Below are 14,759 nucleotides of genomic sequence, written 5' to 3'. Positions count from 1 at the left end.
TCAGTGCAAAAGCAAAAAGGTTAGTTTATAGCTCCACCCCGGAAATAGATGAATTCTTATATTTATACCAATTCAATTCTTAAAGTCTCCAATACAATAAATACTTTCTGAATATACTCCTTCCACAAAGTTTTAAATAAAAGATTTTATTTCGTAGAATACTCCCTGAGAGTTTAACAACAAAAAATTGTCGGCCTCTTAGTGGATATTTCCCTTTAAGCTTCATTTCTGCAAAATTCACTTTTCCATTGAAAAATAGCCTTTGCTCTTTATGAGTGAAGGCTATTTTTGACGAGTTTCTTCTATTTAACTTTTTCGCTGAGTCCATCCACTTAAAAGGGGATCTTGCCACCATCAAAGACGGCCTCTATATCTCCAAAATGAAAATATTCTTCCTGATTGGGGTCATCATTTAAAACGGCCCAAAAATTAAACTAGGCGTTTAATGCAAACCGCATCCACTTGCCTTTTTTGTCAAGAAGTGTTCAAATCTTTTTGGCTTGTTTGTGAACAGATCCATAAAGCACTCCAAATTTAGAATAAATGAATTTACAATAACGATGTAAACACGTTGATTATATCGCTAATTGCTTATAATACTTATTCAATCATTCACAGTAAATTAGAGAAGAATTAGAAATTGAAAATCATTCACTGGAGGAAAGTATAAATGAGTATGTTTTGTTTTCAATGTCAAGAAACCTCAAAAGGAACAGGTTGTACAGTTGTTGGAGTATGCGGAAAAAAAGATGATTTAGCAAATATGCAAGATTTATTGATTTACACGATTAAGGGACTAGCGATTGTGAATACAATTGCCCGTGAAATCGGGATTAATCAAAAGAAAACAGATCAGTTTATCATAAATGGCCTCTTTATGACGATTACAAATGCAAATTGGGATAAAAATGAATTTTTTAATACAGTAAGAGAAGGACTAAAGCTCCGGGAAGAAATTAAAACGGCAATCAGAAATGCAGGGTACACTTTAGACAATAATAGCGACTTTGTCACTTGGTATCGTGAAACCAATCATGAGCTTGAAATGAAATCTGCTTCTCAAGAAGTTAGTATTTTAGCTACAAGAGATGAAGATATTCGTTCATTAAGAGAGTTAGTGACTTACGGTTTGAAAGGAATGGCAGCATATTTAGAGCATGCAGCAAATCTTAGCTATGAAAATGAAGAGCTAAATGCGTTTATGCAAAAAGCACTAGCAAAGATTACAGATGATTCCGTAAGTATGGAACAATTGATCGAACTTTCAATGGAATGTGGAAAGTACGGTGTTCATGCCATGGAGCTATTAGATACAGCAAATACATCAACGTATGGTCATCCTGAAATGACAAAAGTAAACATTGGTGTACGTCAAAATCCGGGAATTTTAGTTAGCGGTCATGATCTGAAAGATATGGAAGAGTTATTAAAACAAACGGAAGGTACGGGAGTAGATGTGTATACACATAGTGAAATGCTTCCAGCGCACTATTATCCAGCATTCAAAAAATATGACCATTTTGTCGGTAACTACGGAAATGCATGGTGGGAACAAACTCGTGAATTCGAGAGCTTTAACGGTCCGATTTTAATGACAACAAACTGTATTGTACCACCAAGGGAATCTTATAAAGGAAGAATGTATACAACTGGGGCAACTGCTGTCCCGGATGTAACCTATATTCCTAAAAATGAAGATGGTACTAAAGATTTCTCCGTTATAATTGAGCATGCAAAGAAATGCCAACCACCAGTAGAAATTGAAAAAGGTGAAATTGTTGGAGGATTTGCGCATAATCAAGTAGCGCAAGTAGCTGATCAAGTTGTAGAAGCTGTGAAAAATGGCGATATTAAACGATTCTTTGTAATGGCTGGCTGTGATGGCCGCCATAAGAGCAGAACTTATTATAAAGAGTTTGCCGAGGAACTTCCGAAAGATACGATCATTTTAACTGCCGGTTGTGCAAAATATCGATACAATAAGCTAGATTTAGGTGATATCAACGGAATTCCAAGGGTGCTTGATGCCGGTCAATGTAACGATTCCTACTCACTAGTCATGACTGCATTGAAGCTGAAAGATGCCTTCGGATTAGAAAGCGTAAATGAATTACCGTTATCTTACAATATCGCATGGTATGAGCAAAAAGCGGTTATCGTTTTCTTAGCTTTACTTTACTTAGGTGTAAAAAATATTCACGTTGGACCAACATTACCAGCTTTCTTATCACCAAACGTAACGAACTTCTTAATTGAGAATTTTGGTGTAGGCGGCATTTCAAATACAAAAGACGATATGGAAATGTTCATGAACAGCTCAATTGAAATTCAAGAAAGTGCATTAGTTTAATATTAGACTCAGGTCCCGGATGGGATAAAGGATAAAATGAATGATAAAGGGAGAGTCTCAGTGGCTGTCCCTTTATCCATTTATAAATTAAAACAATATCATCTGCTGAAATCTTAATTTAGCAGATTTTCGTAATGTTCTCAGTGTTTTAACACTCTTGCCAGTTCGTTTATCAGTCAAAATAAAAACGCCTCCTGTTCTGTTAAGACAACGGAACAAAAGACGCAATAAGCCAGCGAAACCCTGCGATTAAGTCATCGCATAAGTCAACGGAATAAAAAAAAGGTAGAAACTCCGTCATAACAACGTTTCTACCGCGATGATGACCTGTACAGGGATCGAACCTGTGACCTCAACCCTGTCAAGGTTGTAAAGTGAATCTGATTATAACAGATTTATTTTGAAACCATTGATATAACAAGCTTTTCTTTTACCTTTGTATGTTATATACAGATGAAGTTGGTGGCAGTATGTTAGATTTTGCCCTCAACTCCCCCCCACTTGGGGTGCCACCACATATCTATACTTTTGGTTGTAGAACAAATTTTAAATTGAAAGATGTAGACGATATTCACATGAACCTAAAAAACTGTCCCAAAGAAACAACAAACTCTAAAACCAAACTATTTCCCCTTTTCTCCTCGTTCAGCAGTTGTTATCTTACTTTTCTTCCGAATTAAATTGGTTCAGATCCTCTGTTATTAATCCGCGTTCTTTAAGTCTCTTAAGTAATTCTTCACCGTCGAGCGTCCCCTTGGTATTTTTAGGAAATTGATTCAGATCAATGTTTCCATTGGCATTAAGAATTCCTGCATTTTTTAAGAGGTCCCCTAGATAATTTCGAGCATTAACATACGCATCATGAGCTGCATAACCCTCATTTCCAGTCACTGATGTTCTTCCTTTATGTACTATCTCGTTTCGCACCACATAAAGCTTTTCATACCAATCTTTAATGGGGGTTGTGGTAGTATTAAAGTTCAAATCAACTCCCAGAGTCCTTCCGATATGGTCCTCAACGACATTTCGAAACGGAATAGACGCGGCTTTTTCTAATTGATCTTGAGTCGCGCTATTATGGCTCAAGAGAAGTTTATGTGTATTTCGTATTAATATCTCAAATGACGTCTGAAGATTAATTACTGCTTCAATCATTTCCTCTTTATATAAGTGAGACCTTGCTGAGGCATAAAATTTTTCGACAAGAAACACTTCAGGATGTGTATCCCAAAGTTGTATCATACCACCAAATTTCCTTAATTCATTTTCAGTAAGCACTGGTGAAGTCATAAGAACATCTTGCGGGTTAGTGATATAGCCATACCCCTTATCATCATTTATTTGAATTGTAATAATTAAAGGCAGGTCGGCTATTGTAATATTATAAATATGGCTTAGTCCGTGATTAATGCGAAGGGCATCAAAAATTAAATTCATAAAATGAATGCTATTAGTAACAGTCATTTTTAATAATTCATCTTTTTTAAGACCCTTAGTCATCTCCTCATTAGGCATAAAGTCAATCAATACCGCAGTGCATTCCTTTTCATCGAGAAAATTTTCCTCATCTCTAATAGTAGTTCTTGTGTAAGAATTATATTCCAAAAGAAAATCCCCATTAGGATATGCTGCAGCATGCTTTTGCCCATCTTTAAAAGGTAAAGCGAACGGTAAATTCAATTCAAAAGAAAACTTCATTTAATCTACCTCGGTAGTATATTATAAAACTTTCAAAACTGCTTTTACTTAACGAACTTAAAAGGTGCAAAATTTACCGTTGCTGGGGTCGTCCTGAATTTTCCATTATTTCTATATAATTATAGAATAAAATGTATTTCTCAACAATTCTGTAGCAATAAAAGCGTCCATCCCATTGGAAGACGCTGTAGTATACCTGTAACTTATAATTCTTCTACTCTATCGCAAATCTACATGCCGCTTACACTCATAAAGAAAAGCCGCCAAATGGGCAGCTTTTTTTATTTGGTATGTACATTTTTTAAATTAAACAATTTACTTTACCGATAGATTCCATTCGGATGAAAATAGTTCCACCAATTTTTAACCTTTTTAAACTTTTTTTCATCTGTAACAAATGATTTTACTTCAATTCCAAAAGGCATTTGTGTAAAGCTTAAAATGTTCACATCCTCTTAAAAGCTCAATTGCTGCTTGTTTGCCCATTTCTGTTTATCTGATAAGTAATCAAGAATTCTTTTTTCAGCACCTTCCAATTGGCGAATAAAAAGACACCCAATAGTGGATGTCTTAAATATTATTTTTCACTTCATTTTCAAACGAAGATAAAGTTCATTCTATTTTTACTTTTTGATTTGATGAGTAAATAATTCTATTGCTTTCCAATGATAAATACCTTATTACTGCAAGAACAGGTTCCACAATTTCGTCAATTGTTCCTATAACAGAGTATCCACTTGCACCGAAATGAGAGAATGAATTTCTATATTCATTTAATCTTTCGATAGCTATTTTCTGCTTTTCTGTTAAAACTAGAACTTTTCCATTCACACTTTGTAGCAGCTCTTCCTCCTTACATATATTTCCATAATACTCAACAAGCGCCATTTACCTGTTTCTTTTACAGTGTTCTTAAAAATTGTAGCTAGAGGATTTCCCGATTTTACATAAGTAACAGCACAACCATAAAGAGCGCCATGTAAACTGATACAAACCCATTTAAACCTATGATTGTAACCATAATTTCTATAATAAGAAACTGATTGCTCTAGAAAATCAATAGCATTCTCTAGTGGGTCAGACACATAAATTCACAAAACGAGAAATTGCTTTTGTAGCTTTTGCACTTTCGAACTCCGGATCTTCTGCAATCTTTTTCGATACGCGATAGTAAGTTTTATAGCTTAAATAATTTTTCAATATATCCAAGATGAACTTCTCTTCCGTTACTGTCGTTGACCTATCCGAGACACTGTTTAACTAGGTAACTGCTGGAGCAGTTTTGTCTTCAACAACCTTAAATTCTTTACCATTTTGATTCAGATAATAAAGGGAACCATTTTTGACAAAAACTTTTTTAAGATCTCCCTTAAATTTAAAAATTAATTTTCTATGTTTCCCATTCTTATCCATTCTATAAATTGCATCACCATCCCAGTCATGGTACCTGCTTTCTAAAGAATAAATATAGTTATTTAGCAGTACAAAGTTGTATATGTTAAAAGAAGTTGAAATTAATTTTGTTCGATTTGTATTGGAATATGTAGCACGAATAATTGAACCATCTTTTTCGTAATAGATATAATTATTGTCAAATTGTAAACTCACCAATTTACTAAAATACTCATATTTTTTACTGGTCGCTTTATAGGTTGTGTTATCTTCCCATCTGTAATGACCAGGACGCATAGCTTTATCAGAAACCAAAAAATATTTATACTTTGGTCCATAATCAATGTCGTCCCACGTTAAGTCTATATGATAATATTTATTATCGAGTTTTACTAAACTCCAACCATGGTCCATGTCCCAGCTATCTACTTCAATTGCAGGAATCTTTAATTTATTTAATAGGTAGTTCAATGCCTCTGTATATCCATCGCAATAAGCCCTTTGGTATACAATAGCTCCAGTATCAGTATGAGATATATAATGAATTTCTTTTCCTGTTTCCACTAGGTGATTATATCCATCCCAGTCGTAATCAATAAGTTTTGCTAACTCATCATGTACAAACAATATTTTTCCTATATTCGATTTGTATTTTTTTGCGCCATCAAGAATTTTTTTTGTTCTTTTCTTAAATACTTTTTCCTCATCAAAACTATATACGCAGTAAGACTCCAGCAATTTTTTTTTACTTGGAATTTCATATTTAACATCCGAATTTCGGGTAACATAATGTCTCCCGGATACTCGAAAAAAAGCTGGCTTTGTATCGTAGACACGTAAAACCTCACCTTTTTTTAATTGTCTTATTACCGTTTTTTTTGCACCATTTAATTTGTATAGATTAGTTTTTTTAAGAATAGTTATTTTTCCTATTTGCCCTTTTTTCAGTTCTTCCCCATTCCAGGTTACTTTTGAATGCCCATAATAATTGAGACAAGCAGAATTAGCAGATGCCTTTTGATTAAAACATAAACTTAAACCTAATAAGAAAATGAAAAAAATTAGTTTTTTCAAATGCACTCCCCCTGGTAAATTTTTACTAATTTTATAATTAAATTATAATGGAAATTAAATTAATTTAGAAGGAGAAAATTCACAACTTTGGAACTACTGAAAAAAGAGGACAACCTTGAAATTTCGAATCTAACGTAAGTTCAATTGGGAAAAATTAAAAGATCCCGAAAAGTTTCGGGAAGTCTTTTACGAATTTAAAATTAATAAACTTTCACAGATTTGCCTGCGCTTTTATTGTTTGCTGCATCTTTTGCGTAAACCTTAAGTATAGTTCCTTTTTTTTGTTTGCTTATCTTTACTTTGAAATATCCTTTGCTATCAGCTTTTCTGGAGCTGATATATTTGGAACCTTTGTAAACATAAACAGTAGTATATTTTTCTGTTTTTCCGGAAACGTATTTTGAGTGACTTGTCACTTTATTAACAATTGGTACAGCTGGAGGAGTTTTGTCAAGAACAGTGGTGTATCGGTTTCCGCTTTGGAATCCTGATGAATCAATCAGATACAGCCGGATTACCGTTCCTGCTTTTTGTTTTGTTATTTTCATAGAATACTTGCTGTTATTCGACGTTGCGTAGCCAATTTTTTTACTTCCAACATAAGCATAAACATTTGAGCGAGATTCCGCAGAACCTGTAATCGTAGTACTTCGGTCCGAAACGGTGTTAATTGACGGAGTTTTATCCGGGTATGTAGCCTTTATTTGATATTTAGTACTTGTGGTTCCGCTCCAATAACTAGGGTTAACAGCAACATAATAGGTGCCTTTTTTAAGTTTTTCGGTGATAGTGGCAACTTGACCACCTGAAGAAAAACTCTGGCTGTCAATATAATTGCCATAGGAATCAAATAGTGTTAGTGATAGTGCGGCGGAACTTTGACCAAGGGTGACCGTTGTCATTCCATCTCTTGCCGTTATAAGTTTGTATACGTCTGAATCTAGTGGTGAAAAAGCGCTAGAAGAATAAGTTTTACCTGAGATAATTGGATAAGCTGTTCCGAATGTATCGTTTGGTTCGAAAGTAGTCAGGTCTCTTTTGAATGTTCCTGAATAAGTCGCTCTTAAACGGTAGGAAGCCATTGTGGTTCCGCTCCAATAATTTGGTTCGATGACAATATAATAAGTACCTTTCTTTAAGTTGCTGTCAATAGATGAAGAACCTCCACCGCTAGAAAAACTATCGCTGTCAATATAATTCCCATCTGAATCTAATAAAGTCATATAAAGTCCAGCAGAAGCGTTGTCAAGAGTAATATAGGCTTCCCCATCTTTATTGGTAGTGAACCGATAAACATCTTTATCCGTAATTGATTCCATTTTAGAACTATAAAATACGCCAGAGTTCACTGGATACGAGGTGCCGTACGTATCATTCGGTTCAAAGGTGGATGAATTCCTAGTAAACGCTCCTGGGTAGGTAGATTTCAAACGATATGAAGCGCTTGTAATGCCATCCCAATAATTAGGTTCGATTGTCACTTCATAGGTTCCTTTTAATAAAATTTTGTCTAAAGTAGCAGTCCCTCCACCACTAGAAAAACTATCGCTGTCAATATAATTTCCGTAGGTATCGTTAAGGGTTACCTGAAATCCTGCAGTAGCTTGATCGAGAACAATATAAACCTCTCCATCTGCATTTGTGGTAAATTGATATGTAACGGAACCGCCTTCTTTTAGTGTTCCGTTAACTGGAACTCCGCTTGAAAGATTCGCGAAGCTTGCTGCATTCACAGCGGATGGTTTTAGTTCCGGCGATACCAATGCTCCTAATAAGAAACAAATCAATAACAGTGTACTTTTAATCCGTTTCATTTTCTTCCTCCCAAATAATTGTTTTCAGGGAAATATACCCATTAGAATTTTATAACATTATGACTATTCGCACAATAAATTTCTAAAAAAAGGATGTAGACAAGAATATACATTTTGACACAAATAATAACCAAGGTGTGGAAAGAACAGAAGAACTCGCATCTCACAAATTGAAAAACGTTGAAATTATTTTAATGTCTTCATAAACAATGCTTGTATTAATACCCTTAAATTCTTTTTCATCTTCAAAGTGAATTTACTATACCTTAAATAAAATAGGAGCTATTAGGCTCCTATTTTTGGATTATAGTAAAACATGAAGATTTTAATGTACGTAATTACTAAAATTACTTATACTGTGACCATCAGTTACAGCTTTATAATCCCTATTTTTAGACTTGCTATTTTGTACGTAATAGCTTGCAAGATCTGCTTGTATATTTCCCAATGGAATGTAAAAGTAAGAATAATGTTGTATACCGGTATTAATACTACCCTTAGTACCAAAATAAGCCATTTTGGAAGGATACATATCAGCAACCCCATTTAACCACTCATTTTCAATATAAAGATTTTTTATGTAACTGTTATAAGTTCCGCTTTGGTTTGCATTCCATTGTGATAAATTAACGTTATCATAACTGATTGGAAGTGGATTAAATGTGTAAACTCCACTTATTGCTGATTTACCAATTGCCCCACCGTATTTAAACTTAGAAGCATCATTTACCCAGTTTGCGGATCGAATATCTAAATAATCCTTAACAGCTAACCAGCCGCCTAAGGAGTGACCAGTAAAATACCAATTATAACCTTGATACTTAGGAAACTTCTTATAAATGTAATTAGTATAAAGTTGTGCTTGATATTCTTGTCCTGGCGTTTTCTCTGTAACGGTTTTTCCAGCGGTATTCCAATCATAAATATCCGAACTACCGGCAAATACAATAAATAATTTTTTACTTTCTTCAATAACTACAGCAGCAGCTTTGAACCCTGTTTTCTTTAGTTCCGACAGCTTACCATTTATTAATGTGCCCATAGGATGGTATTGATTCTGATTTACATCTACAAAGTCGATTACTTTAAATTTGGAACTAAGCTTATTATTCATTTCTGTAGATCCTTTATAAACTAACCTTGATAAATCATAGTAAACCACGTTAGGATTATCGCTATAAGCTGCATAAGTTCTTGGTACAAATGCATTAGATAGTACTGTAAAAATTAAAACTGCTAAACTAATTTTCTTCAAAATATGTTTCCTCATAAAAAGCCCCCTGTAATTTTTTTGTTTTATTGGTATATTTTTCACCATATCAAATTTTAGTATAATTCTATTATCCTAGTCAATAAGACTCATAAAAATAAATAGCTCACTATACTATAACCACTCCGACAACATCATCGAATGTAATCCGCTGAAATAGGCCTGACTCCGCTTCAATCCGCAGCTCATGCGATATAAGATCAACGTAATGGACCCGCCATTTTATATCCGAATTAAAGCCGTCTGACCATATCGTAATAATTACCGCCAGGTTATACTCCATTGCGTAAGCTATCCGCGAATCAAACTCCTCGAGTTCATAGGCGTCGACTATCGGTTTTGCAATCCGTTCCTGGTCACGCCATAAATCCCGCTGCACCTTTATTAGCACCGGATGTCCAAACGCAAATTGCCACTTCTTTACACCGCGGTCACGAATTGACATATCGGTCATCTCCTTCATCCTCATTATATACGAACGTAAGTTCCGCATATAGATAAAAATAAAAAACGCCACCAGTTAAGGTGACGTAATGGTTATCTGTTATTTCGAAATTCAGCTTTTCTAATTTTTGCTTGATCCGGAAAAATTGGCCACCATGTATCATCAAAAAACATTCTTAAGCCATCTAAGACTAATTGGGAATTCCCCCCAGTACGATTCGATATCTTCCTTGCATAATCCAAAATATTGAGATTAAGTTCTTTTTTACTCTTTGGTGGAACAATTCCTATCGGCTTAAAAATAATTGAGTAATCGAAAAGATATTTGCCTTTTTTACCGATTTCATTCTCAACATAATCTTTGAAGCCTTTTTCAGTAGCCCATCCAGCTACCGTATTATATCGTTGCCATACAAATGCCATTCTGACATATTTTATTCCAGCTTCTTCAGCAACAGCCTTACTGAATAAATGATCCGCATGAAGAGTACTTGGAATACTATTAAAAGCAACATTAAATTCTCTTTCAATAAATTTTTTAAACCACGTACGATATAGTCTTTTTTCGCTGACAGCTATCCAGTACTCCTTCCTTCCATCGATTTCCCGTATAAAAGCCGATTTTTCCTTTCGAACATGTGGGTCCCAGTCCCATCTACAATTCAGTATATTTCTACTTGATTCTTCAGGGCTTATTACTGCTATTGGATAAGACGCAGGATCATTAAAAGCCCTAATAATATCTCGTTTTTGAGAAATAAGGTATTTTCTAAGATCTTTACTAATCAAATTAATCCCCCTTGGCAATTGTTCATCAAAAATAAACTACATAACTCAATTTAAGATAATTCGCTAATTATTAAGGATTTCCTTTAACGTTTAATTTTTCTTGGTTTATTTAACTTACACGTCAATTGATTCAAAGCGGAGTACTTCTCGTGTTGATTTATAAGCGATTCTTTCGATAAGTGCGTATATCGCAAAACCATCCGCAGATCTGCATGCCCTTGCAATAACTGTAAATGCCGAATATCTCCGCCTGATTCAAGGAACATTGTCGCAGCAGTATGTCGGAATAAATGCGGATGAACATTCTTTGTAATGCCGGAAATCTTTGCGTATTCATTTAATCTATTGCGGAAGTGATCCCGTGTCATTGGCTCTCCGTAGTTAGTAAGGAAAATATATTCGCTATCAAAGTCAGCCCTGTTCTCCGCAATCAGTTCCTTCATTAATCTAGCCGTTACCGGTTGCAAAGGAATGGTCCTCGCTTTTCTACTCTTCGCAATAGTGGCCGGAATGGTCACAATCTTCGCGTCTAATTCTACATCTGAATGACGCAATCCCAGCGCTTCACTAATCCGGCTCATCGAATCGATTAAATAATGCATTAATACGTAGTCACGAAACTCTGCATAATGTCGCTGATTCGGAACGTTAAGCAACCGTTTTAATTCATCCGCAGTAAGTACAACGATTTCTTCTTCGGGCTCGCTTACGTTCTTAATTCCTTCCATCGGATTGCAGTCGATTAATCCCTCTTCCGCCAGACACTTAAACATAACGCGCAATGTTTTAAGCCGAGTGTTTATCGTAACGGGCGATAGTCCTACCGTCATCGACTCCTCCGTTTTAAACTTGTGGTCCTCGAATTTAACCCATTTATCTCGCATGAAAACTATATAATCGCGATAGTTTCCTTTTTAATTTCCGTTATCGATCGCTTTATATTGTTGCGGTCAAGGTGCCAACCGCGCGCCCCTCCGCTTTTTTAATCGATTTAAACGTTTGAAATAAAGTATCAAGATTATTTGCGGACTTTCGTAATGTCCTCACGGTTTTTACACGCTTGCCAGTTCGTTTATCAGCCAAAATAAAAACGCCTCCTGTTCGTTAAGTCAACGGAACAAAAGACGCACAACCCTGTCGTAAATAGGAGCGCTACCCTGCGATTAAGTCATCGCATAAGCTAACGGCAATAAAAAACGGTAGAAACTCGTCATATCAACGTTTCTACCGCGGTGATGACCTGTGAGGGGTTCGAACCCCCGACCTCAACCCTGTCAAGGTTGCGCTCTCCCAGCTGAGCTAACAGATCGTAATAGTTAAGTACATTATTAATTATAATTAGATAGCCAAAAAAGTCAATATCTTTTTGTATTTTTCGAATACAAGTTGGAAATAATTAATAAGAACATTTGTTCTAATGTTTATTGAATAAAGAACGAACGTTCGAATATAATAATACTATATTAAAAAGAAAGGTGTGATTTTAACATGGAAGGGCTTCTTTATCGTTCAATCGAAGAACATATGCCGTTAGAAATGATTTATCTTTCAGAAAACCAACAGCTTTCCCAGCGAAAATTAATTGTAAAAGAAGTTAATGATGAATACATTCGGGCCTATTGCCTGCTTCGCAAACAGGTTCGGACTTTTCGCCGCGAAAATATTTTATCGATTATGCCGGATGTTCGCTCCAAGCAGCGATATCTCCACTAGTCTTAGTTTCTGAGGATGGTCCCAAACTTATCGTACCCCTCCTCTCACATAAGCCCACTTTTCATCCCACTATTTCTGCCCGACAATCCCCTCTTTTCGAATAAACAATTCAACTATCTTTATGTTAGAATTCATTTGTACAGTTTAAAAATGGAGGTACCATCAATGAATTATCCAAAAGGCACAATTAAAGAACTTACCCTTCAAAGTTTAGAACTTGGAGAAGAAATGCAGCTTCTTGTCTATTTACCTGCAAATTTCTCACCCCTTTATAAATATTCCCTTTTAATTGCACAAGATGGAAAGGACTATTTTCAACTGGGGAGAATTGGACGGTTGGCAGACGAATTACTTTTTGAGCGTAAAATTGAAAATTTAATCATGATTGGGATACCCTATAAAAATGTAGAGGATCGCCGCAGAAAATACCATCCAGATGGGGAGCAAAACAAACAATACATACGTTTCCTTGCTCATGAATTAGTTCCTTTTATCGAAAACGAATTCCCGACATACCAAATCGGAACTACAAGGGCATTGATTGGCGACTCGCTTGGTGCAACCGTCTCATTTTTGACAGCGCTTCAATACCCTCATACCTTTGGGAAAGTATTATTGCAATCACCATTAGTTGACGAACAGGTCCTTGAAAGGGTCCGAAGCTGTTCAGACCCGCAGCTTTTGGAGGTCTATCATGTGGTTGGAAACCAGGAAACAGAGGTACCTACCACCGATGGAAAAGTAAGTAATTTCATTGAGCCGAATCGTCTACTTTCAAAATTGATGACGGACAAACCATTTTCCTATTTTTATGAAGAGTTTGATGGAAACCACACGTGGAAATACTGGCAGCCTGATTTAAGACGTGCTCTTACGATGATGTTTTAGCCTATGACACATAGTGAGGCAAAGTAATTTTATATTTTTTGAAAATTTGCTATAATTATTTATGAATAATATTTTCATTTTGGAGTCACCTATTTTTATATAGAAAAATTTGACTAACGGAGGTATACATATGAAATTTGGTGTTGTTATTTTTCCATCTAAAACTCTTCAAGATTTAGTAAATTCCTATCGTAAACGTTATGACCCGCATTATTCTTTAATTACTCCACATTTAACATTAAAAAATGCTTTTGAAGCAACTGAGGATGATGCTAAACAAGTTGCCGATAAATTACGAAAAATTGCTGGTAACCACTATCCATTCTCAATCAAAACAACCAAAGTTAGTTCTTTTCAGCCTGTAAACAATGTCATCTATTTAAAAGTTGAGCCAACTGTTGAATTAAACGATTTGCATGTTGAAATTAATCATGAACTAAATCAAGAAGCCCCTGAATATAAATTTGTTCCGCACATTACGCTTGGTCAAAAGCTTTCAAATGATGAGCACTCTGATATTTACGGTTCATTGCGTATGAAGAAATTTGATCATGAGGAAAAGATTGACCGGTTCCATCTTCTATATCAATTAGAAAATGGTTCTTGGACTGTATATGAAACATTTCGTCTTGGAAGGGATTAATAAGAAGTGACTGTAAAAATTGTTGAGAATGAAAAAGAATTAGAAGATGCTTTTTCTGTAAGAAGAACAGTATTTATCGACGAGCAAAATGTCCCTGAGGAGGAGGAGATTGATCAGCATGAGAAGGAAGCAACTCATTTCGTGCTGTATCATGAAGGCTCGCCAATCGGGGCCGGCCGTTTTCGCCTAGTGGATGGGTTTGGAAAAGTTGAACGTATTTGCATATTGAAACAGGCTAGAGGTACTGGTGCAGGGAAAGCGATTATGAATGGGATCGAAGACTTTGCACGGAAAAAGGGGATTCAAAAATTAAAGTTGAATTCTCAGACGCACGCGATTCCTTTTTATGGTAGATTGGGCTATGAAGTTGTTTCCGAAGAATTCATGGATGCGGGGATCCCGCATAAAACGATGGTGAAAAAAATTTAATTTAAAATAACCGAGTGTATAATCTTTCGGATTTTATACTCGGTTTTTTATTTTGTTTGGAGGTGCTTTACGATTTTTCTACCTAGTATTTATCAACAATAACTTTGATTGGTCCATTTCCCGTAGACTCGACTATTTTTGTATTTTATCCGTTATCAAAGTGCCCGTTCCACTCTTCTTCTTTGCGGGTACTATGAACACCGGTTAGTTCCCGCCACCACTCTTTTTTCTTCTTCACGGGCACTATGAGCACCG

14 protein-coding genes and 1 tRNA gene are annotated in these 14,759 nt (G+C 35.5%); 5 read left to right on the top strand and 10 right to left on the bottom strand.

Translation table 11 applies throughout. The features are described from left to right. The first annotated feature begins 676 nt into the window (after positions 1 to 676). Positions 677 to 2,350: a hydroxylamine reductase gene (hcp, locus tag ACFQZ9_RS29070; RefSeq protein WP_498946852.1), complete on the top strand. Its 1,674-nt coding sequence runs from the start codon at positions 677 to 679 to the stop codon at positions 2,348 to 2,350. A 660-nt stretch (positions 2,351 to 3,010) separates the two neighbouring features. On the opposite strand, the gene ACFQZ9_RS29065 is transcribed toward hcp, so the two are convergent. The 10 genes from ACFQZ9_RS29065 to ACFQZ9_RS29020 form a co-directional block, all read right to left on the bottom strand. Continuing rightward, positions 3,011 to 4,048 carry a hypothetical protein gene (locus ACFQZ9_RS29065; protein WP_498946824.1) on the bottom strand — a complete coding sequence of 346 codons (1,038 nt, stop codon included), beginning with the start codon at positions 4,046 to 4,048 and terminating at the stop codon, positions 3,011 to 3,013. Between the two features lie 612 nt (positions 4,049 to 4,660). After that, the gene (locus ACFQZ9_RS29060) at positions 4,661 to 4,936 is read right to left on the bottom strand and encodes a hypothetical protein (RefSeq protein ID WP_498946823.1); all 276 of its coding nucleotides are present in this window, start codon (positions 4,934 to 4,936) and stop codon (positions 4,661 to 4,663) included. Between the two features lie 372 nt (positions 4,937 to 5,308). After that, a complete protein-coding gene (locus ACFQZ9_RS29055) occupies positions 5,309 to 6,514 on the bottom strand; it encodes a transglutaminase domain-containing protein (protein ID WP_498946822.1) in 1,206 nt (401 codons plus the stop codon). A 200-nt stretch (positions 6,515 to 6,714) separates the two neighbouring features. Next, complete coding sequence (locus ACFQZ9_RS29050) at positions 6,715 to 8,328, bottom strand: Ig-like domain-containing protein (protein ID WP_498946821.1); 1,614 nt, start codon at positions 8,326 to 8,328, stop codon at positions 6,715 to 6,717. A 325-nt stretch (positions 8,329 to 8,653) separates the two neighbouring features. Then, a complete protein-coding gene (locus ACFQZ9_RS29045; protein ID WP_498946820.1) occupies positions 8,654 to 9,598 on the bottom strand; it encodes a hypothetical protein in 945 nt (314 codons plus the stop codon). A 109-nt stretch (positions 9,599 to 9,707) separates the two neighbouring features. Further along, complete coding sequence (locus tag ACFQZ9_RS29040) at positions 9,708 to 10,043, bottom strand: YolD-like family protein (RefSeq protein WP_498946819.1); 336 nt, start codon at positions 10,041 to 10,043, stop codon at positions 9,708 to 9,710. Between the two features lie 92 nt (positions 10,044 to 10,135). Then, entirely contained in the window at positions 10,136 to 10,831 is a 696-nt protein-coding gene (locus tag ACFQZ9_RS29035; protein WP_498946818.1) for a hypothetical protein, read from the bottom strand. 83 nt (positions 10,832 to 10,914) lie between these two features. Then, a complete protein-coding gene (locus ACFQZ9_RS29030; RefSeq protein ID WP_498946817.1) occupies positions 10,915 to 11,661 on the bottom strand; it encodes a tyrosine-type recombinase/integrase in 747 nt (248 codons plus the stop codon). A gap of 106 nt (positions 11,662 to 11,767) precedes the next feature. After that, the gene (locus tag ACFQZ9_RS29025) at positions 11,768 to 11,914 is read right to left on the bottom strand and encodes a hypothetical protein (protein ID WP_498946815.1); all 147 of its coding nucleotides are present in this window, start codon (positions 11,912 to 11,914) and stop codon (positions 11,768 to 11,770) included. Positions 11,915 to 12,067: 153 nt separating this feature from the next. After that, a tRNA-Val gene (locus ACFQZ9_RS29020) sits at positions 12,068 to 12,140 on the bottom strand. A gap of 179 nt (positions 12,141 to 12,319) precedes the next feature. Here ACFQZ9_RS29020 and ACFQZ9_RS29015 point away from each other — a divergent pair. The 4 genes from ACFQZ9_RS29015 (at position 12,320) to ACFQZ9_RS29000 (ending at position 14,504) form a co-directional block, all read left to right on the top strand. Further along, positions 12,320 to 12,544: a WYL domain-containing protein gene (locus ACFQZ9_RS29015; protein ID WP_498946814.1), complete on the top strand. Its 225-nt coding sequence runs from the start codon at positions 12,320 to 12,322 to the stop codon at positions 12,542 to 12,544. Between the two features lie 165 nt (positions 12,545 to 12,709). Beyond that, the gene (locus tag ACFQZ9_RS29010; protein ID WP_498946813.1) at positions 12,710 to 13,432 is read left to right on the top strand and encodes an alpha/beta hydrolase; all 723 of its coding nucleotides are present in this window, start codon (positions 12,710 to 12,712) and stop codon (positions 13,430 to 13,432) included. 130 nt (positions 13,433 to 13,562) lie between these two features. Further along, on the top strand, positions 13,563 to 14,075 hold the full coding sequence (locus tag ACFQZ9_RS29005; RefSeq protein ID WP_198312370.1) for a YjcG family protein: 513 nt from the start codon (positions 13,563 to 13,565) through the stop codon (positions 14,073 to 14,075). A 6-nt stretch (positions 14,076 to 14,081) separates the two neighbouring features. After that, entirely contained in the window at positions 14,082 to 14,504 is a 423-nt protein-coding gene (locus ACFQZ9_RS29000) for a GNAT family N-acetyltransferase (RefSeq protein WP_498946812.1), read from the top strand. The last annotated feature ends 255 nt before the right edge of the window (positions 14,505 to 14,759 follow it).

The sequence above is a fragment of the Neobacillus sp. GCM10027624 genome (genome assembly GCF_042675345.1).
In the GTDB taxonomy this organism is placed as follows: Bacteria; Bacillota; Bacilli; order Bacillales; family Cytobacillaceae; genus Neobacillus; species Neobacillus cucumis_D.
Note: the sequence above shows the minus strand (reverse complement) of the source record. Positions and strands in the feature narration are given on the sequence as shown.